Here is a 19,281-nt window from a genome sequence, read left to right on the forward strand (position 1 = left end):
GCGGGGGTCGAAGTCGGTGGTGACCAGCGCCGTGCGCCGTGCACCGTGCGCCCCCAAAGGCTCACAGCACACAACACCTGCCCCACCGGGGTCAGCGGGCCATCACGTCAGGACGTGACACATTCGCCAAAGCCACCACCGCCGGGGGTGGCGATCTCGAACACATCGCCGGGCTCCATCAGCGCTGCGCCAATGTGGCCCAGCTCCTCCACCTGACCGTTGGCACGCAGCACGCGGTTGGCGCCAGGCTTGCCCGGCTGGCCGCCCGCCATGCCAAAGGCGGGGTTCAGTCGCCCGTTGGACAAGATGCTGGCCGTCATCGCCTCCAGGAAGCGCACGCGCCGCACGCCGCCATCGCCACCCGCCCAGCGGCCTGCGCCGCCCGAGCCGCGCTGGATCTCGTAGCTGTCGAGCACCACCGGGAAGCGAAACTCCAGCACCTCGGGGTCGGTGAGGCGCGAGTTGGTCATATGGGTCTGGACCACGCTGGTGCCGTCAAAGCCACGCACCGCCTGGCCCGACGCGTCCAGCACCGCACCCGCACCGCTACCACCGGCAATGGTTTCGTAGTACTGGTACTGCGCATTGCCGAAGGTGAAGTTGTTCATGGTGGGCTGGCTGCCCGCCATCACGCCCAGGGCGCCAAACAGCGCATTGGTGATGCAGGTGGAGGTCTCCACATTGCCTGCCACCACCGAGGCCGGCGGGTTGGGGTTGAGCATGGAGCCTTGCGGAATGATCACCTGCAGGGGCTTGAGGCACCCGGCATTGAGCGGGATGTCGTCGTCCACCAGCGTGCGGAACACATACAGCACGGCCGCCATGCACACTGCGCGCGGGGCGTTGAAGTTGTTCATCTGCTGCGGGCTGGTGCCTGCAAAGTCGATGACCGCGCTGCGCTCGGCCACATTGACCTTGACCGACACGCTGATCTGCGCGCCGTTGTCCAGCGGCAGGGTGAAGCTGCCGTCCTTGAGCTGGGTGATCACACGGCGCACCGACTCTTCGGCGTTGTCCTGCACATGGCGCATGTAGGCCTGCACAACATCCAGGCCAAACTGGTCCACCATTTTCGACAGCTCCTGCACGCCTTTTTCGTTCGCAGCGATCTGTGCGCGCAGGTCGGCCAGGTTCTGCTGCGGGTTGCGGCTGGGGTATGGCGTGGTGCCGCCGCCCGTGGCCAGCAGGGTGCGCACCTCCTCTTCCAGAAAGATGCCCCGGTCCACCAGCTTCACGTTGTTGATCTGCACACCTTCTTCATCAATGCGTGTGGAGAACGGTGGCATGGACCCCGGCGTGGTGCCGCCAATGTCCGCATGGTGGCCCCGGCTTCCCACATAAAACGTGGGTTCGTTGCCCTCGGCCACGTACACCGGGGTGATCACTGTCACATCGGGCAGGTGGGTGCCGCCGTGGTACGGGTCGTTGAGCATGTACACGTCGCCCGGGTGCATCTTGCCCGCGTTCTCGCGGATCACGGTCTTGATGCTCTCGCCCATGGACCCAAGGTGCACGGGCATGTGGGGCGCGTTGGCGATCAGGTTGCCGGCCGCGTCGAACAGCGCACAGCTGAAGTCCAGACGCTCCTTGATGTTGACTGAGTAGGCCGTGTTCTGCAGCTGCAGCCCCATCTGCTCGGCAATATTCATGAACAGGTTGTTGAAGACCTCCAGCAGCACCGGGTCCACCGTGGTGCCTGCGGCGTACTGCACCTTGCGGGCGGTGACGCGGTCCAGCACCAAGTGGTCCAGGTCGGTCAGGCGCGCAGACCAGCCGGGCTCCACCACGGTGGTGGTGTTCTTCTCAGCAATGATGGCCGGACCGGGGATCACGTCGCCGGGGTGCAGGTCCTCGCGCACCACCAGGGCCGCATCGTGCCAGGCGCCGCCCGAATACATCTGGACCACCTCGCGCTGCGGGTGCTTGCGGTGTGGGTGCACGGGCAGGCGCGGCTCAGCGGGTGCGTCACCGGCAATCATGGCTTCGACCGACACGGCCTCCACCACCAGGCCCTTGCCCGCCATGAGGAAGGCAAAACGCTGGCGGTAGGCGGCCTCAAAGGCTGCCTGGATGCTGGCCATGTCGCCAAACGGCACGACCAGGGCCGAGTCCGTGCCCTCGTAGCGCACATGCACGTTGTGGCGCACCTGCACAGGGTTGGTGCTGACCTGCTGGCGCTCCAGCTCGGCCTGTGCGGCAGAACCCAGCGTATCCAGGCGCTCAGCGATCAGTGGCAGGGATTCAGCCGCCAGCGGCATCTCCACCGCCTGCTCGCGGATCACGGTCTGGTCGGCCAGGCCCATGCCGTAGGCGCTGAGCACCCCCGCCAGCGGGTGCACGAACACGCGCGACATGCCGAGCGCATCGGCCACCAGGCAAGCATGCTGGCCGCCTGCGCCACCAAAACACTGCAGGGTGTAGCGCGTCACGTCGTAGCCGCGTGCCACGCTGATCTTCTTGATGGCGTTCGCCATCTGCTGCACGGCAATCTGGATGAAGCCTTCGGCCACTTCTTCGGGCCTGCGCTGCGTCTGCGCAGCAATTTCTTCAAAGCGGGCACGCACCGCATCGGCGTCCAGCGTTTCGTTGGCAGCGGGGCCAAACACACTGGGGAAGTAACGGGGCTGCACCTTGCCGACCATCACGTTGGCATCGGTCACAGCCAGCGGGCCGCCGCGGCGGTAGCTCACCGGGCCTGGGTTGGCGCCTGCGCTCTCAGGGCCGACGCGAAAACGGGCACCGTCGTAGGCCAGCACCGAGCCACCGCCAGCCGCCACCGTGTGGATGCTCATCATGGGTGCGCGCATGCGCACACCCGCCACGTGGGTCTCGAACTCGCGCTCGAAGGCCCCGGCGTAGTGGCTCACATCGGTGGACGTGCCGCCCATGTCGAAACCGATGACCTTTTCATGCCCGGCCAGGCCCGCCGTGCGCGCCATGCCCACAATGCCGCCTGCTGGGCCGGAGAGGATCGCGTCCTTGCCCTGGAAGGTGCCTGCATCGGTAAGACCACCGGAGGACTGCATGAAGAACAGCTTGACGCCTGGCATCTCGCTGGCCACCTGCTCCACGTAGCGGCGCAGGATGGGCGACAGATACGCATCCACCACCGTGGTATCGCCCCGGCTCACGAACTTCATCATGGGACTGGTTTCGTGCGAGGTGCTGATCTGCGTGAAGCCCACTTCTTGGGCGATGCGCTTGGCCGCCTGCTCATGCTGCGTGTAGCGGTAGCCGTGCATGAACACAATGGCCACGCTGCGCAGGCCGCGACCGTAGGCGGCCAGCAGGTCACCGCGCAAGGTGGCTTCGTCCAGGTTCTGCAGCACGCCACCATGGGCGCCCATGCGTTCGCGGGCCTCGATGACTTCGGTGTAGAGCAGCTCGGGCAGCTGGATGTGGCGGTCAAACAGGCGTGGGCGGTTCTGGTACGCGATGCGCAGTGCATCGCGAAAGCCGCGTGTGGTGACAAGCAGCGTGGGCTCGCCCTTGCGCTCCAGTAGCGCGTTGGTGGCCACGGTGGTGCCCATCTTCACGCACTCCACCAGCTCAGGCGTGACAGGCTCGCCGGGCTTCAGGCCCAGCAGGTGACGAATGCCCGCCACGGCCGCGTCCTTGTACTGCTCGGGGTTCTCGGACAACAGCTTGTGGGTGGTCAGGGAGCCATCGGGCCGCTTGGCCACGATGTCAGTGAAGGTGCCGCCCCGGTCGATCCAGAACTGCCAGCGTGGGGTGTGCGTTTGGGGTGTGATGGTGGTCATGGTGTAGTGGCTCCGAGATAAAAAAATTGAAAGAGGTGGTGGCGGTTTGGCTAGGCCATGGCAACGCTGGCGGGGGCCAGCCTTTGCATGACCTGCCACACGGCAGGAATGGGGGGTGCGGTGGCCAGAGCCCGCTCGACGCGGCACCAGGGACCTGTCAGCGCGGCAGCCCAGGCCATCACGGGCAAGATGTCGGCGGGTGGCAGCGTCTGCATGGTGTCGATCACGATGCGCAGCTCTTGCGCCAGGCGGTTGCCGGGAGCAAATCGCCAGTGGTATTGGCCGCCAGTCACGCACACGGCGCGGTTGTCCTTGGCCGTCATGGCAGACAGCCACAGGCAGTGAAAGTCTGTGCAGGCCGGTGCCGGTGGATCGGTCAGGCAAAAGGTGTAGGCGTTTTCATAGGCGCGGCCAAAGTTGCGCACCAGGGTCTCGGCAATGGCCTCGCGGCCCAGGGTGCATGCCGGGGCCAGCCCGTCGCCCTGGAGCATTTCCATCTGCAGCAGCGCGCCACCGGCAAAGGCTTGCGCGATGAGGTGCGGGCGATTGAGATCCTTGGCGCGCAGGTACATCTCGATGGTGTCCGAGGGCGTGTGCATGGTGCTTCTCCTGAAAGGCGTGCAGGAAAGGTCAGCGCTGCGTGTAGTACGGGATGAAGATCTGGTTGGCCTCGCTGCCCACCGAGCGCACCCACTCGCGCGAGAACCGTTCGCCCAGGCGCTTGAGTTCGGCATCAAAATCCGCTGGCGCACGATCCACCTTGATGCCCTTGCGCTGCAGCTCGGCCACCGACTCTTCGGCCACCGCAGCGCTCATGGCCCAGCCGCGCGTTTCTGCCTCGGCGGCGGCCTTGGTCACCGCCTGGCGAGCGGGTGCAGGCAGTGCGTCAAAAGCCTGCTGATTCACAAAAACAATGTTCTTGGGAAACCAGGCGTTGATGCCGTAGTACTGCTTGATCTGGCCCCAGACCTGGTTCTCGACCCCCGTGAGGGCCGAAGTGATCATGGAATCGAGCTTGCCAGCCGACAGGGCCTGGTTGACTTCCACCATGGGCACGTCCACGGGCGTGGCGCCCAGCAGCTCAGCAATGCGCACAGTGCCGGGGTTGTAGGTGCGCATGCGCGTGCCCTTGAAGTCGGCGGACGAGCGCACGGGGTTGATCGAGAACAGCCCCTGCGGCGGCCACGGCACCGCGTACAGCGCCTTGAACCCCTTGCTGGCCATGTGCGACTCGATCAAAGGGCGCTGCACGTCCCACATGCGCCGCGCGTCGGCATAGCTGCGCACCACAAAGGGCACGGCATCCGCCCCGGCGATGGGGATGTCCCGCACCAGGTTGGTCATGATGGTCTCTCCCGCCTGGGCCTTGCCCTCCTGCACGGCCTGGGGGATCTCGTTCAGCTTGAACAAGGCGTTATTAGCATGGACCTCGATGCGCAGAGCGCCTGCCGAGGCACGCTCCACATCCTGCGCAAACTGCAAAAGATTGCGGGTATGAAACGACTCCGCGCGGTAGCCAGTAGCCAGCTTCCACTGGGTCTGGGCGTGCAGCACCGGGGCCACGGCGAGCGCGGCCAACAACACCAAAGTTTTCATGGGGAACTCCTGCGCGGACGTTTCAGGCGTGGGTGCTGGGGGTCAGCCTTGCATCTGGCGTGGCAGCCAGAGCACGACATCCGGCACGAAGTACGTCATCACGACGGCCACGATCATCAGAGCGAACAGAGGCAGCGCCGTGCGTGCGATCCAGGTCACTTCGCGCCGCGTCATGCCCTGCAACACGAAGAGGTTGAAGCCCACAGGCGGCGTGATCTGCGCCATCTCGACCACCAGCACGATGAAGATGCCGAACCACACCAGGTCAAAGCCTGCGGCCTCCACCGTGGGCAGCAACACCGCGATGGTCAGCACCACCATGGAGATGCCGTCCAGGAAGCAGCCCAGCACAATGAAGAACACGATGAGCAGCAGCATCAGCGCAAAGGGCGACAGGTGCAGCGCGCCGATGAACTCGGCCAGGTGCCGTGGCAGGCCAATGAAGCCCATGGCCAGCGTGAGGAACGCGGCACCCGCCAGGATGAGGCCGATCATGCAGTACACGCGGCAGGCGGCGACCAGCCCTTCCTTGAAGCGCTCCCAGTTCAGCGAGCCCTCGATCTTGGCCAGGATCAACGACCCGGCCACACCCAGCGCGGCAGCTTCGGTGGCGGTGGCAATGCCGCTGTAGATGGCGCCCAGCACCACGACGATGAGCGACACGACGGGAATCAGGTGGCGGGAGGCATACAGCTTTTGCACAAAGCTGAGGCGCGCGTCAGGCGCAGGCACCTTGTCTTTGTTGAACAGAGCCCACACGACGATGTAGCCCATGAACAGCGCAGCCAGCATCAGCCCCGGAATCACCCCTGCCAGGAACAGCTTGGAGATCGAAACGTTGGCCGCCACGCCATAGACGATCATGATGATCGACGGCGGAATCAACAGACCCAGGGTGCCCGCACCAGCCAGCGTGCCCACGGAGATATCTTCGGGATAGCCGCGCTGCTTGAGTTCAGGCAACGTGATCTTGCCGATGGTGGCGCAGGTAGCAGCCGATGAGCCCGAGATCGCGGCAAAGATGGTGCAGCCCACCACATTCACATGCAAAAGGCGGCCTGGTAGGCGCTCCAGCCAGGGCGCCAGGCCCTTGAACATGCTGCTCGACAGCTTGCTGCGGAAAAGGATCTCGCCCATCCACAAAAACAGCGGCAGAGCCGTCAGCGTCCAGCTGGAGGTAGACCCCCAGATGGTCAGCATCATGCTGTCGCCCACCGGGCGGTTGGTAAAAAACTCCATGCCAACCAAGGCCACTGCCAGCAGTGACAGGCCGATCCACAGGCCCGATCCGAGCACTGCGAACAGCACCACGATCAGACCCAAAGCAATGATGACGTCCATGATGAGTTCTCCTGGATCGGGTTATTCGGAACGGGCTGCTTCGGACACAGCCATGAACGCCACACCCTGGAAGCGCAGCACCAGCGCATGGGCAAACGCCAGCGCAAAACCAATACAGCCCATGGCCATGCTGATCTGAGGAATCCACAGCGGCGACGCGTCGGCTGCCGGCGAGATGTCGTGGGTGACGTAGGAGATCCATACCGATCGCACGGCATAGCAGGCGATGTACACGGACAACACCAGCGCACTGACCAGGCAGAACCACTCGAAGGCACTGCGCCAGCGGGAGGGCAGCCTGTCCAGGATGAGCGTCACACGGATGTGATCGCCGTTTTGCAGCGTGCTGGGCAGCGCAAAGAACAAGGCGGCGGCAATGGCGTAGCCCGCGTATGCGTCGAGTCCGTCAATATTGAGATGGATGACTTCGCGGGCAAAAACGCCCAGCGTGACTGCGCCGAACGCGGCCAGCATCGACAGGCCGGACAGCAGCATCAGCAGCCTGTAGAAATTTCGGACGAGTTTGTCCATGGCGTACTCCTGTAACGCTTGAAAAAGAGGGGGATCGGTAACGAGATTGCGGGGGTAGCGCGCGGTGCGCTACCCGGCCCCGTGGGGGCCCTCAGACACGTTCAGACGTGACTACTTCTTGCGGTAGGCGTCGATGATGGCCTGCCCCTCTGCCCCGGCCGACTTCACCCAGTCGGCGGTCATGGATTCGCCGATGCTCGCCAGCTCCTTCTTGATGCTGTCGCTCGGCTCGGCTACTGTCATGCCTTTGGCAGACAGTTCCTTGATGAATTCCTTATCCACACGCTCGCTGGTGGCCCAGCCGCGTTCTTCGGCGGCAGCTGCGGCTTTGAGCACGGCATCCTGCAGGGGCTTGTCGAGGGCGTCAAAGGCCTTCTGGTTCACCACCGTGGCATTGCGCGGCAGCCATGCGCTGACGGGGTAGAAGTACTTGACCTGCTCATACAGCTTGGACTCCACTCCGCTGGCGCTCGATGTCAGAAAGTTCTGCACCGTGTTGGTCGCCAGGGCCTGGCCCAGCTCCGACAGCTGGATCGTCACGGGCTGCGCCTTGAGCAGCTGGGCAATGCGCGTGGTGGCAGGGTTGTAGGCGCGCATCTTGGTGCCCGCAAAGTCTGCGGGCGTGCTCACCGGCTTGAGCGAATACAGCGACTGGCCGGGCCATGGCACCGAGAACAGTACCTTCACGCCCTGGGCGGCGAGCAGCTTCTCTTGCGCGGGCTTGGCGGCCAGGTACAGGCGCTTGGACTCTGCATAGATGGTCGCCAGGAAGGGGATGGAGTCCACGCCAAACAGCGGGTTCTCGTTGGTGGCGCCCGACAGGATGAACTCTGCCGAAGGCACCTGCCCGGTCTGCACCGCGCGCTTGATCTCGTTGGCTTTGTACAGCGAACCACCGGGGTGCAAGGTGATCTTGAGCTTGCCGCCAGTGAGCTTGTCCACTTCATCGGCGAACTGCTGCACGTTTTGCGTCTGGAAGCTGTTAGCACCGTAGCCGGTGGGCAGGTCCCACTTGACCTGGGCCTGGGCCGCACACACGCTGAGGACAGCCGTCATACACAGTGCAAATTTTTTCATGGGGAGACTCCTGGGGGTAAGCCGCTTAGAAGCTGGCGAGTTGGTGGTTAAGAAGATCGGTGACCAGCATGCAACCCGGGGCGTGGGTGATGCAGAAGGCCGGCTGGGCATTGAGGATGGCCGATTGCGGTGTCACGCCACAGGCCCAGAAAACAGGGATCTCACCGGGCATCAGCGCCACGGCATCCCCGTAGTCGGGATGGGCCAGATCGGCGATGCCGATGAGTGCCGGGTCACCGATATGCACAGGCGCGCCATGCACATTGGGAAACCGCGAGGTGACCTGCACAGCCCGAATCACATCTGCTGCAGGCATGGGACGCATCGTCACCACCATGGGGCCACCGAAGGGGCCAGCGGGCTCGGTTTGCACATTGGTGCGGAACATCGCCACGTTCTTGCCTTCCTCGACATGGCGCAGGCGGATGCCTGCCTCGATCAATGCGGATTCGAATGAGAACGAGCAGCCAAGGATGAAAGTGACCAGGTCTGGCCGCCAGAGGCTGGCGATGTCCGCCACCTCTTCCGACATTTCACCGTGACGCCAGATGCGATATAGCGGCACATCGCTGCGGATGTCGATATCTTTGCCCAATGAAGGCAAGGTGAACTGTCCGGGCTCGCTGACCGCCAGCACAGGGCAAGGCTTGGGGTTGCGTTGACAGAACCGGAGGAAGTCACTGGCAAGCACCTCGGGGAGGATGACCACGTTGCCCTGGACATGGCCATCCGCGAGACCACTGGTATGCGATGTCCACAGGCCCTTGCGGATGGTGTCACGGACATGGATCGGGTTGCTGGCACCTTCGGAACCAAACACCGCGAGCGAATTTTCTTGAACGAAGTCCACCGTTTTTCCTTGCATTGAGAAATGTCAATTGCATGACGTTGGGCAGATTGTGTTGGGGGGTGAACGACCCTGGCAAATTCAAAAAATTTCTATCACGTCATCGATTTTTTCCATGCACTCCATTGGGGAGAGGCGAACCATCTTGGTGCCAAGGGAAAACCCTGAGAGAAAATTTACGGGTAAACCCTGACGCCAACGAATCCCTGGATTGCAGGAAAAAATGGCATGCGCTGCGCACACCCGACAGGGTGCACCGAAGCTTTTTGACGAAAGGCTCAGCCCTTGCGAGGGCGGCGGGCTGGCGCGGGCTGTTGCTGCTCAATGAAGTCCAGCGCCGACCGCACCACGGCCTCCATGGCGGGTGACGAGGGGTCTTCGCGGTAGCTCACATGGATGGGCAGCGGCCGCAGTGCGGTGTCGCAAGCCAGTGCACGCAGGTCTGGAAACGCCAGCAGGCGCTGCACTGCCAGGCGCGGCAAAGTGGCCACACCAAAGCCGCCCTGCACCAGCTGCACCATCGCAGAAATCGACGAGATGGTGTGCACGCAACGCGGCTCTACCTGGGCCTGGCGCAGCGTATCGAGAAGGGACACGTGCGGCTGCGAGCCACGCTGAAACGTCAGGATGTCAGCGCCTGCAAAGTCTTCCAGCGCATAGCGGCGCTTGCGGTGCGTTTTGCTGTTGCCCACAAACACCATCTCCATGGGCGTCACCGCCTGGCTGCGGATGCCATCCGCGGCCGCCGGCAGGGCTGCGAAAACGGCATCCAGCGTGCCGCGGCGGATCTGGTCGAGCAACACGGGGGTGGTCTCGACCGTCAGCTCTAGCTCCAGCAACGGGTTGTCCTTGCGCAGCTGTTCCACCCACGGAATGAGCCACGAGTGCAGTACCGATTCGATGGCGCCCAGACGAATCGATACTTCCAAAGGGCCGCCTGATCCCATCTCGGTCTTGAGCTGGCGCTGTAGCTCCAGCATGCGCTTGGCGTACACCAGGAACCGGGCACCGGCCACCGTGAGCTTGAAGTGCTTGTCACGCCGGTCCAGCAACAGCACGCCCAGCTCCTCTTCGAGTGCGGAGATGCGGCTGGACATCGCGGACTGGGTCAGGAAAAGCTTCTCGGCGGCGCGTGTCACGCTCTTGAGAGAGGCCACCCAGTAAAAGGCTTCGACAAAACGCAGGTTCATGGTGTTTTTCGGAAGGGCTGGGTGTGCCTGTGTACCAACGGCTTTGCGCACTGCCCAGACGGGCGCACTGTGATGGTGCACGGTGTCGGAATCCACATGCCTTTTTCCGGCAAACACCGCGCTGTAAAAGCCATTGTGCCGTCGCATTTCAAGGACACAACGCAGAACTGCTCGCAGTTGGGGCGCTTGCTAAAAGTGCGTTGCCAGTTTTCTGCAAGGAACCTGTGGCGTCTTGCCACGCCACACCACCGGCCTACCCGGTGAACAAGGGCAGGTCAGCCTTCTTCAACGTCCGCAGCACAAAGCTGGAGCGGCTGTGCCGTATGCCTTTGATCTTGTAGAGCTTCTCGCGCAGCAGGCGCTCGTAATCGCGGGTGTCCTTGACGACGATGCGCAGCAGGTAGTCGTAGTCACCGGAGACCAGGTGCGCCTCGATCACTTCGGGAATGCTGGCCAGTGTCTCGCCAAACTTTTCGAGCGTGTTGTCGGAGTGGCTGTCGAGCGTGACCTGCACCAGCACCGTGTCGGCCAGGTCCAGCGACTGGGGGTTGATGCGCACCGTGTAGCCCTGGATGACACCGGCCTCTTCCATCTTTTTGATGCGCCCCCAGCAGGGCGACGGGCTCAAGCCCACGGCCTGCCCTATCTCTTGCAGGCTGGCGCGAGCGTTGGCCTGCAAGACAGCGAGAATTTTTCTATCCAGTCGATCCATCGACCTTATTATTCAGTAAACCGACGAAATACAGAAATTTATTCTGCATATCCAGCAGAATGCACCAAATTCAGCAAATTCATCTGCAACACCCGGCGCATACTTCTTCCATCAAGGCGCTCTTACCGGAGCGCACAAATTGACAAGGCCCCGGCTGGTTACCGCCAGCACGGGGCCCTTGGCATTCCAGATGCCTCCCCAGATTGAATAGCCGCTTGCATCCGTCGGCGGCATGCGTCCTGTGTACGAACCTCGGCGCCCCATTCCAAAGAGGTGTCGCCAATGCAACTGCAAACGCGGGGTTGACCAGTTGATAAGCACGCTTACCAGCACAAACCCGGATGCCTGCGGCCATGCTGCACCGCCATAATTTGACTGAGGCCAGGGGTGGCTCTGCAAGGAGCCCAAGTGCCCCGTTCCCCTGCCCCAATATCAACAGGAGACACCATGCAATTGACCAAACTCGTCGTTGGACTGAGCCTTGCGCTCGGCTTTGTGGCCACCGCTGCTGCGCAGACCACTATGCGCATCAGCATCTCGACGGCCCAGAACTCCCACCAGGGTGTAGCCATCGACACGTTTGCCAAAGAGGTCGAAAAACGCACAGGGGGCCGTTACAAGGTACAGACCTTCTACAACGGTGCACTGGGTGGCGAGCGAGAGTCGATTGAAGCGGTGCAGCTGGGGACACAAGAGCTGGCGTTCAGTTCTACAGGCCCAGTGCCCAACTTTGTGCCTGAGACCAAGATCCTGGATGTCCCCTTCCTGTTCCGCGACAAAGCCCATGCACGCGCGGTGCTGGATGGACCCATCGGCCAGGACCTGCTGTCCAAGTTTGACGCCAAGGGTTTCAAGGCGCTGGCATGGGCCGAGAACGGCTTCCGCCACATGACCAACAGCAAGCGCGACGTGAAAGAGCCCGGCGACCTGAAGGGCCTGAAGATGCGCACGATGGAGAACCCCGTGCACATCGCCGCCTATAAGGGCTTCGGCATCATCACCACGCCCATGGCCTTCCCTGAAGTGTTCACGGCGCTGCAACAAGGCACGGTGGATGGTCAGGAGAACCCGCTGTCCGTCATCATCTCGGCCAAGTTCGATCAGGTGCAAAAGCACCTCACGCTCACCGGCCACGTGTACTCGCCCTGCATCTTCGTGATGAACAAGGCAGCTTTCGACAAGCTCTCGGCGGCGGACAAGCAGGCCTTCATCGATGCCGCGAAAGAAGGTACCAAGGCCAACCGTGCACGCGTGGACGAAGACGACGCCAAGGGCGTGGCCGACCTCCGCGCCAAGGGCATGACCGTGATCGACAACGTGGACAAGGCCAAGTTTGTGGCGGCACTGGCCCCCGTCAACGCCGAGTTTGAAAAGCAGTTTGGCAAGGCTGCCATCGACAAGATCCGCGACGTCAAATAATCCTGTTCATTGCTATTGCCTTTGTAGCTGATAACGCCCGTAGCCATTGCGCTATCGGGCGTTTTTATTCTTGAACGATCGATGGTTCTGATCACCTCCCACCTACCCATGGTTGGCACCGCCCCATGAAAAACGCTTTTCTTACCTTTGAGCGATGGACCACCTTCATCGCCATGCTGGGCGCTTGCGCCATGCTGACCCTGGCTTCGGCCCTGGGCATGTTCCAGATCGTGACCCGCTTTGTGCTGGAGCAGCCTGCTGAATGGACCGAAGTGCTCATCCGCTTCAGCCTGATCTGGATGGTGTTCCTGGCCATTCCGGCCGCGTTTCGCCAGGGCGCGATGGTGAGTGTGGACGTGCTGTACCGCTGGAGTCCGCCGCGCATCAAACGGGTGCTGGACTGGGTGGTCGCACTGGCAGCCCTGGTCCTCATCGGCATCATCATCTGGTACGGCTGGGACTATGCACGCCGGGGCGGCGTGCAAAGCATGGCCGGGCTGGAATCCGTGTCCATGTTCTGGGCTTACCTCGCCATGCCTGTGGGTGGCCTTTTTTGTGTGGTCGGCATCATCGGCAACCTCATTGATCCCCTGCGTATGGAACTGGAGACTGCTCAATGAGTTTGGTCATGATTTCAACGATGGTGCTGTGCTTTGCACTCACCGTCTCAGTGGCTGTGTCCATCGGTTTGGCTTCCATCCTGGGCATCCAGGCCTCCAATGCGAACATGCTCATCTCCGTCAAGGAGATGTTCGGAGCCATCAACAAGTTTCCTTTGGCAGCCATCCCCTTCTTCATCCTCGCGGGCAACCTGATGGAAACTGGCGGCATCTCGCGCCGTCTGGTGGAGTTTGCCAAGAGCATCGTCGGCGGCGTGCAGGGCGGCCTGCCCATGACCTGTGTGCTGACCTGCATGATCTTTGCGGCCGTGTCGGGCTCGTCGGTCGCCACCACGTTTGCGATTGGCGCCATCCTGATTCCTGCGCTCATCAAGCACGGCTACCCCACGAGTTACGCCGCTGCTCTACAGGCCACCAGTGCCGAGCTGGGCGTGATCATCCCGCCTTCCATCCCGATGATCCTGTACGGCGTGAGTGCCGAGGTGTCGATTGGCGAACTCTTCATCGCTGGCTTCGGCCCAGGGCTGCTCATCAGCGCCGCGCTGATGCTGTTTGTCTGGGTGTATTGCAAATACAAGGGCTGGGGCAAAAACGATGGTGATGGGCGCATGCCCTTTGGCAAAGCCACGCTGCAGGCGGGCTGGGCATTGCTGATGCCCGTGATCATCCTCGGCGGCATTTATGGCGGTGTGTTCACCCCCACCGAGGCATCTGCCGTCGCCGTGTTCTACGCACTGGTTGTCGGCATCGTCATCTACCGCGAGATCAAGCTCAAGGACCTGTTCGCCATCCTGCGCAAGTCGGCCATCTCATCGGCAGTGATCATGTTCATCATTGCCAACGCGGGGTTGTTTGCGTTCCTCATCACGCGGGCTGGCGTGCCAGACGCGATTGGCCGCTGGCTAGAGGCGGTGCTGCAGTCCCCCGCCCTCTTCCTGCTGGGCGTGAACGCTGCGCTGTTCGTGATTGGCATGTTTATCGAGACCAGCGCGGCAATCATTGTGCTGGCCCCCATCTTGGCGCCCGTGGCCATGCACTTCGGTATTGATCCTGTGCACTTCGGTCTCATCATGGTGGTGAACCTGGCACTTGGAATGATCACGCCGCCTTTTGGAGTGAACCTGTTCGCAGCCTGCACGGTGGCCAGAATCTCGCTGGACCGGATCATCAAGCACCTGCTTCCCTTTGTCGGAGTGATTCTGGTGTGCCTGATGATCATCACCTATGTGCCATCGATCTCGCTGGCACTTCGGGATCTGGTCTACGCAAAGTAGTTAGAATCGTCGGGTCAGGAGAGAGTGCTCCGTCTTGTCCTCAGGACGCGCAGCACCGCCGAAGGCGCAGGCACCCGCCGAACGCTCAGGCAAAAGGACTGACAACCGCCCGTAGCGATGCGGGCGTTCCCTTGCTGGAGAGAGATGGCCCCACAGTAAAAACCTGTGTGCAGGCCATCCACCGAAGGAGCAAACCGCACGGCCAGCCAGGGCGCTGCGGTGAATCTCTCAGGTAAAGCGGACAGCAGGGCAAATCCCGTGACCACGTTGATGGTCACGGCCCCCATTTGCCCCGGAGTCCGCCATGTCAGCCACCGTCCCCCTGCTCACCACGCCCCTGAACGCCCTGCACATCGAGCTGGGTGCCCGCATGGTGCCTTTTGCAGACTATTCCATGCCCGTGCAGTACCCCGCAGGCCTGATGGCCGAGCATGTGCACACCCGCACCGCAGCCGGCCTGTTTGACGTGTCTCACATGGGCCAGCTCAAGCTTGTCGGCGCCGACGCTGCTGCGGCGTTTGAAACCCTGGTGCCCGTGGACGTGATCGACCTGCCAGTGGGCAAACAGCGCTACGGCCTGCTGCTCACCGATGAGGGGACCATCATCGACGACCTGATGTTCTTCAACCAGGGCGTGGTGGATGGCGAACCCACCCTGTTTGTCATCGTCAACGGCGCCTGCAAGGTCGGCGACATTGCCCATATCCAAACCCGCATCGGCCAGCGCTGCAAGGTGGTGCCCATGCCCGACCACGCCCTGCTGGCGCTGCAGGGCCCACAGGCCGCCGTCGCCCTCACCCGCCTCGCGCCCGGCGTGGAGAAGCTGGTGTTCATGACCGGTGGAGCATTCAACATTGCTGGTTGCGACTGCTTTGTGACCCGCAGCGGCTACACCGGCGAGGACGGTTTTGAAATCTCCGTGCCCGCAGCGCAGGCCGAAACGCTCGCCCGCGCCTTGCTGGCCCAGCCCGAGGTCAAGCCCATCGGCCTGGGCGCTCGCAACTCGCTGCGCCTGGAGGCTGGCTTGTGCCTGTATGGCAATGACATCGACACCAGCACCACGCCATCCGAGGCCGCACTGAACTGGGCGATCCAGAAGGTCCGCCGCACCGGCGGCGTGCGTGCGGGCGGCTTCCCGGGCGCCGACAAGGTGCTGGCGCAAATCGACAACCCTGCCAGCCTTTCCGCCAAGCGCGTGGGCCTGGTGGCACTGGAGCGTGTGCCGGTGCGCGAACACACCGAACTGCAAAGCACGAACGGCCAAAAGATTGGCGAGGTCACCAGCGGCCTGCTGGGGCCCACCGTGAACGAACCCGTGGCGATGGGGTACGTCACGCCCGCCTTTGCAGCCATCGGCACCCGCGTCAACGCCATCGTGCGCGGCAAGGTGGTGCCCATGGAAGTGCGCGCCATGCCGTTTGTTCCCGCCAACTACTACCGCGGCTGATTTCGCCAGGCGCATCGACCGGACTGCGCTCGCACCCGCTTACATTGCAGATTCCTTTACTTTTTTCCTTTGCTTGAGGAGCTTCCCATGACGATCAAATTCTCCAAAGACCACGAGTGGATCAACGCCGCTGATGCCAACGCCTCGGTGGTGGGTATCACCGTCCACGCGCAAGACGCGCTGGGCGACGTGGTGTTTGTGGACCTGCCCGAAGTGGGCAAGAGCTTTGCCCAGGGCGAAGTGGCCGGCGTCGTCGAATCCGTGAAGGCCGCCGCCGATGTGTACATGCCCGTCACCGGCGAAGTGGTGGAAGTGAACGAAGCCCTGCGCGCCGACCCGTCGCTGGCCAACAGCGACCCACTGGGCGCTGGCTGGTTCTTCAAGGTCAAGCTGGCCGACGCGAGCCAGCTCGAAGCCTTGCTGGACGAAGCCACATACACCGAGTTCGCCAAGAACGCCTGATCCCTGCCGACTGAGAGGGCATGGCGCCGGGCCATGCCCGGCACGCCGCCCTGCTGGGTGCGAGCCCTCTCCCCGGCAACGCCCCCAACCCGCTGCGACCTACGAGACTGCCCCATGCTGATGCAATCCGCCACCCCCCTTGGCGCGCTTGAAAACGCCACCGAATTCCTGCCCCGCCACATCGGCATCGACGCGGCCGACGAAGCGCACATGCTGTCGGTGATCGGCGAGGCCTCGCGCCGTGCACTCATCGAATCCATCGTGCCACGCTCCATTGCACGCAGCCGGGGCATGGACCTGCCTGCGCCGCTCACCGAAGCGGCCGCATTGGCAGAACTCAAGGCCATCGCGGGCAAGAACCAGCTGCTCAAGAGCTTCATCGGCCAGGGCTACTACGGCACGCACACGCCTGGCGTCATCCTGCGCAACATTCTGGAGAACCCCGCCTGGTACACCGCCTACACGCCCTATCAGGCCGAAATCTCCCAAGGCCGTATGGAGGCCCTGGTCAACTTCCAGACCATGGTGTGCGACCTGACGGGCATGCCGATTGCCAACGCATCCATGCTGGACGAGGCCACCGCCGCCGCCGAGGCCATGACGCTGGCGAAGCGCTCGGTCAAGAGCAAGAGCAACGTGTTTGTGGTGGCAGGCGACGCGCACCCGCAAACCATTGAAGTCATCCAGACCCGCGCCAAGCCCCTGGGCCTGGAGGTGCGTCTGGCCAATTCGGCCGAGGAATGGAACACCCTGCTGAATGGCGATTACTTTGCCGTGCTGGCCCAGTACCCCGCCACCAGCGGCCGCATTGACGACCTGCGCGCCGACGTGGAAAAGGCGCATGCCAAGCAGGCCGCCTTCATCGTGGCGGCCGACCTGCTGGCCCTCACGCTCATCACCCCACCGGGTGAACAAGGTGCCGACATCGTGGTGGGCACCACCCAGCGCTTTGGCATGCCCATGGGCGCCGGTGGCCCCCACGCTGCCTTCTTGGCCTGCCGCGACGAATACAAGCGCAGCCTGCCCGGCCGCCTGGTGGGTGTGAGTGTGGACGTGCATAGCAAACCTGCCTACCGGCTGGCGTTACAAACCCGCGAACAGCACATCCGCCGCGAAAAGGCCACATCCAACATCTGTACGGCCCAGGTGCTGCCCGCCGTGATCGCCAGCATGTATGCCGTGTACCACGGCCCCGAAGGACTCAAGCGCATCGCACAGCGCGTGGCCAGCTACACCGCCATCCTCACGCAAGGGCTGCAGCAGCTGGGTGCGCCTGTGCGTGCGCAGGCCACGTTCGACACCGTGAGCCTGCACACCCAGGGCGCTACACAATCCATAGCAACCAAGGCAATCAATCTGGGCGCCAACCTGCGGATTTACTTTGAAGAGTACCTGTGCGTCTCGCTGGACGAGACCACCACACGCGCCGACATCGAGCTGCTGTGGAAGATCTTCGCCAAGGACGGCCAGGCGCTGCCCACCTTCGATGCGTTTGAAAAGGGCGTGGAGCCGCTGATCCCCACCGAGCTGCGCCGCACCAGCAGCTACCTCACACACCCCGTCTTCAACACCCACCATTCCGAAACCGGCATGCTGCGCTACATCCGCCAGCTGTCCGACAAGGACCTGGCACTGGATCGCAGCATGATCCCGCTGGGCTCGTGCACCATGAAGCTCAACGCCACCAGCGAGATGATCCCCATCACCTGGCCTGAGTTTGCCAACGTGCACCCCTTCGCCCCCGCTGACCAGCAACAGGGCTACAAGCAGCTGGACGAGCAACTGCGCGCCTGGCTGTGCCAGGCCACGGGCTATGCAGGCATCAGCCTGCAACCCAACGCAGGCTCGCAAGGCGAATACGCCGGCCTGCTGGCCATCAAGGGGTACCACGAATCGCGTGGCGAAGGCCACCGCAACATCTGCCTGATCCCCAGCAGTGCCCACGGTACCAACCCCGCCAGTGCCCAGATGGTGGGCATGCAAGTGGTGGTGACCGCCTGCGATGCCAACGGCAACGTGGACCTGGTGGACCTGAAAGCCAAGTGCGAACAGCACAGCGCCAACCTGGCCGCCGTGATGATCACCTACCCCAGCACGCACGGCGTGTTCGAGACCAGCGTCAAAGAGCTGTGCGCCCTGGTGCACAGCCACGGCGGCCGCGTGTACGTGGACGGTGCCAACATGAACGCCCTGGTGGGCGTGGCGGCCCCCGGCGAGTTTGGCGGTGACGTGAGCCACCTGAACCTGCACAAGACCTTCTGCATTCCCCACGGCGGTGGCGGCCCCGGCGTGGGCCCTGTGTGCGTGGTGCAAGACCTGGTGCCCTTCCTGCCGGGCCATGCCACGGCGGGCGTGCCTGGTGGCGTGGGTGCTGTCAGCGCCGCGCCGCTGGGCAACGCCGCCGTGCTGCCCATCAGCTGGATGTACATCCGCATGATGGGCGCCGAAGGCCTGCAAGCCGCTACCGAGACCGCCATCCTGAGCGCCAACTACATCAGCGCGCGCCTCAAGGACCACTACCCCACGCTGTACGCGAGCGAGAACGGCCATGTGGCACACGAGTGCATCCTGGACCTGCGCAGCCTGAAGGACACCAGCGGCGTGATGGCCGAAGACGTGGCCAAGCGCCTGATTGACTACGGCTTCCACGCGCCCACGCTGAGCTTCCCGGTGCCCAACACGCTGATGGTGGAGCCTACCGAGAGCGAAACCCTGTCCGAACTGGACCGCTTCATCGACGCGATGATCGCCATCCGCGAAGAGATCCGCCAGATCGAAGCAGGCAAGCTGCCGCAGGACAACAACCCGCTCAAGAACGCCCCGCACACCGCAGAAAGCCTGCTGAGCGGCGAGTGGAACAGCCCCTACACCCGCGAGGCAGCTGCCTACCCCGTGGCTGCGCTGCGCAGCAACAAATACTGGTCGCCAGTGGGCCGCGTGGACAACGTGTGGGGTGACCGCAACCTGAGCTGCAGCTGCATCCCGGTGAGCGACTACGCCTGAC

General features: G+C 63.1%; 15 protein-coding genes and 2 riboswitches. Of the genes, 6 read left to right on the plus strand and 9 right to left on the minus strand.

The window, feature by feature from the left end:
- Positions 1-107: 107 nt before the first annotated feature.
- From ASD75_RS12630 to ASD75_RS12670, 9 genes are all read right to left on the minus strand, one after another.
- Positions 108-3,761, minus strand: a complete 3,654-nt coding sequence (locus ASD75_RS12630; RefSeq protein WP_056746141.1) for a hydantoinase B/oxoprolinase family protein — start codon at positions 3,759-3,761, stop codon at positions 108-110.
- Positions 3,762-3,811: 50 nt separating this feature from the next.
- On the minus strand, positions 3,812-4,360 hold the full coding sequence (locus tag ASD75_RS12635; RefSeq protein ID WP_056746143.1) for a hypothetical protein: 549 nt from the start codon (positions 4,358-4,360) through the stop codon (positions 3,812-3,814).
- A 31-nt stretch (positions 4,361-4,391) separates the two neighbouring features.
- Entirely contained in the window at positions 4,392-5,357 is a 966-nt protein-coding gene (locus tag ASD75_RS12640; RefSeq protein ID WP_056746145.1) for a TRAP transporter substrate-binding protein, read from the minus strand.
- Between the two features lie 42 nt (positions 5,358-5,399).
- Entirely contained in the window at positions 5,400-6,698 is a 1,299-nt protein-coding gene (locus ASD75_RS12645; protein WP_200947593.1) for a TRAP transporter large permease, read from the minus strand.
- A gap of 21 nt (positions 6,699-6,719) precedes the next feature.
- On the minus strand, positions 6,720-7,229 hold the full coding sequence (locus tag ASD75_RS12650) for a TRAP transporter small permease (protein ID WP_056746149.1): 510 nt from the start codon (positions 7,227-7,229) through the stop codon (positions 6,720-6,722).
- Between the two features lie 111 nt (positions 7,230-7,340).
- Positions 7,341-8,306, minus strand: a complete 966-nt coding sequence (locus ASD75_RS12655) for a TRAP transporter substrate-binding protein (RefSeq protein WP_056746151.1) — start codon at positions 8,304-8,306, stop codon at positions 7,341-7,343.
- Positions 8,307-8,331: 25 nt separating this feature from the next.
- Entirely contained in the window at positions 8,332-9,126 is a 795-nt protein-coding gene (locus ASD75_RS12660; RefSeq protein ID WP_056746675.1) for a putative hydro-lyase, read from the minus strand.
- A gap of 305 nt (positions 9,127-9,431) precedes the next feature.
- Positions 9,432-10,343: a LysR family transcriptional regulator gene (locus tag ASD75_RS12665; protein ID WP_056067702.1), complete on the minus strand. Its 912-nt coding sequence runs from the start codon at positions 10,341-10,343 to the stop codon at positions 9,432-9,434.
- 253 nt (positions 10,344-10,596) lie between these two features.
- Entirely contained in the window at positions 10,597-11,055 is a 459-nt protein-coding gene (locus ASD75_RS12670; protein WP_056067700.1) for an Lrp/AsnC family transcriptional regulator, read from the minus strand.
- 447 nt (positions 11,056-11,502) lie between these two features.
- Between ASD75_RS12670 and ASD75_RS12675 the strand changes: the two genes are divergently transcribed.
- The 6 genes from ASD75_RS12675 to gcvP all read left to right on the plus strand — a co-directional run bounded on the left by ASD75_RS12675 (position 11,503) and on the right by gcvP (position 19,280).
- A complete protein-coding gene (locus ASD75_RS12675; RefSeq protein ID WP_056067699.1) occupies positions 11,503-12,474 on the plus strand; it encodes a TRAP transporter substrate-binding protein in 972 nt (323 codons plus the stop codon).
- A 125-nt stretch (positions 12,475-12,599) separates the two neighbouring features.
- A complete protein-coding gene (locus tag ASD75_RS12680) occupies positions 12,600-13,094 on the plus strand; it encodes a TRAP transporter small permease (protein WP_056067696.1) in 495 nt (164 codons plus the stop codon).
- Positions 13,091-14,368, plus strand: a complete 1,278-nt coding sequence (locus ASD75_RS12685) for a TRAP transporter large permease (protein WP_056746153.1) — start codon at positions 13,091-13,093, stop codon at positions 14,366-14,368. Before ASD75_RS12680 ends, ASD75_RS12685 begins: the two co-directional genes overlap by 4 nt.
- Positions 14,369-14,373: 5 nt before the next feature.
- Positions 14,374-14,479, plus strand: a riboswitch (glycine riboswitch).
- 13 nt (positions 14,480-14,492) lie between these two features.
- Positions 14,493-14,623: riboswitch (glycine riboswitch) on the plus strand.
- Positions 14,624-14,672: 49 nt separating this feature from the next.
- Positions 14,673-15,815 carry a glycine cleavage system aminomethyltransferase GcvT gene (gene gcvT, locus ASD75_RS12690; protein WP_056746155.1) on the plus strand — a complete coding sequence of 381 codons (1,143 nt, stop codon included), beginning with the start codon at positions 14,673-14,675 and terminating at the stop codon, positions 15,813-15,815.
- An 87-nt stretch (positions 15,816-15,902) separates the two neighbouring features.
- On the plus strand, positions 15,903-16,277 hold the full coding sequence (gene gcvH, locus ASD75_RS12695; protein ID WP_056746157.1) for a glycine cleavage system protein GcvH: 375 nt from the start codon (positions 15,903-15,905) through the stop codon (positions 16,275-16,277).
- 114 nt (positions 16,278-16,391) lie between these two features.
- Complete coding sequence (gene gcvP / locus ASD75_RS12700) at positions 16,392-19,280, plus strand: aminomethyl-transferring glycine dehydrogenase (protein WP_056746160.1); 2,889 nt, start codon at positions 16,392-16,394, stop codon at positions 19,278-19,280.
- Position 19,281 lies beyond the last annotated feature (1 nt).

It is taken from the genome of Acidovorax sp. Root568 (genome assembly GCF_001427445.1).
In the GTDB taxonomy this organism is placed as follows: domain Bacteria; phylum Pseudomonadota; class Gammaproteobacteria; order Burkholderiales; family Burkholderiaceae_C; genus Acidovorax; species Acidovorax delafieldii.

Coding starts and splice junctions, on each gene's coding strand:
- ASD75_RS12630 (WP_056746141.1), bottom strand. CDS start 3,761: ATGACCACCATCACACCCCAAACGCACACCCCACGCTGGCAGTTCTGG.
- ASD75_RS12635 (WP_056746143.1), bottom strand. CDS start 4,360: ATGCACACGCCCTCGGACACCATCGAGATGTACCTGCGCGCCAAGGAT.
- ASD75_RS12640 (WP_056746145.1), bottom strand. CDS start 5,357: ATGAAAACTTTGGTGTTGTTGGCCGCGCTCGCCGTGGCCCCGGTGCTG.
- ASD75_RS12645 (WP_200947593.1), bottom strand. CDS start 6,698: ATGGACGTCATCATTGCTTTGGGTCTGATCGTGGTGCTGTTCGCAGTG.
- ASD75_RS12650 (WP_056746149.1), bottom strand. CDS start 7,229: ATGGACAAACTCGTCCGAAATTTCTACAGGCTGCTGATGCTGCTGTCC.
- ASD75_RS12655 (WP_056746151.1), bottom strand. CDS start 8,306: ATGAAAAAATTTGCACTGTGTATGACGGCTGTCCTCAGCGTGTGTGCG.
- ASD75_RS12665 (WP_056067702.1), bottom strand. CDS start 10,343: ATGAACCTGCGTTTTGTCGAAGCCTTTTACTGGGTGGCCTCTCTCAAG.
- ASD75_RS12670 (WP_056067700.1), bottom strand. CDS start 11,055: ATGGATCGACTGGATAGAAAAATTCTCGCTGTCTTGCAGGCCAACGCT.
- ASD75_RS12675 (WP_056067699.1), top strand. CDS start 11,503: ATGCAATTGACCAAACTCGTCGTTGGACTGAGCCTTGCGCTCGGCTTT.
- ASD75_RS12680 (WP_056067696.1), top strand. CDS start 12,600: ATGAAAAACGCTTTTCTTACCTTTGAGCGATGGACCACCTTCATCGCC.
- ASD75_RS12685 (WP_056746153.1), top strand. CDS start 13,091: ATGAGTTTGGTCATGATTTCAACGATGGTGCTGTGCTTTGCACTCACC.
- gcvT (WP_056746155.1), top strand. CDS start 14,673: ATGTCAGCCACCGTCCCCCTGCTCACCACGCCCCTGAACGCCCTGCAC.
- gcvH (WP_056746157.1), top strand. CDS start 15,903: ATGACGATCAAATTCTCCAAAGACCACGAGTGGATCAACGCCGCTGAT.
- gcvP (WP_056746160.1), top strand. CDS start 16,392: ATGCTGATGCAATCCGCCACCCCCCTTGGCGCGCTTGAAAACGCCACC.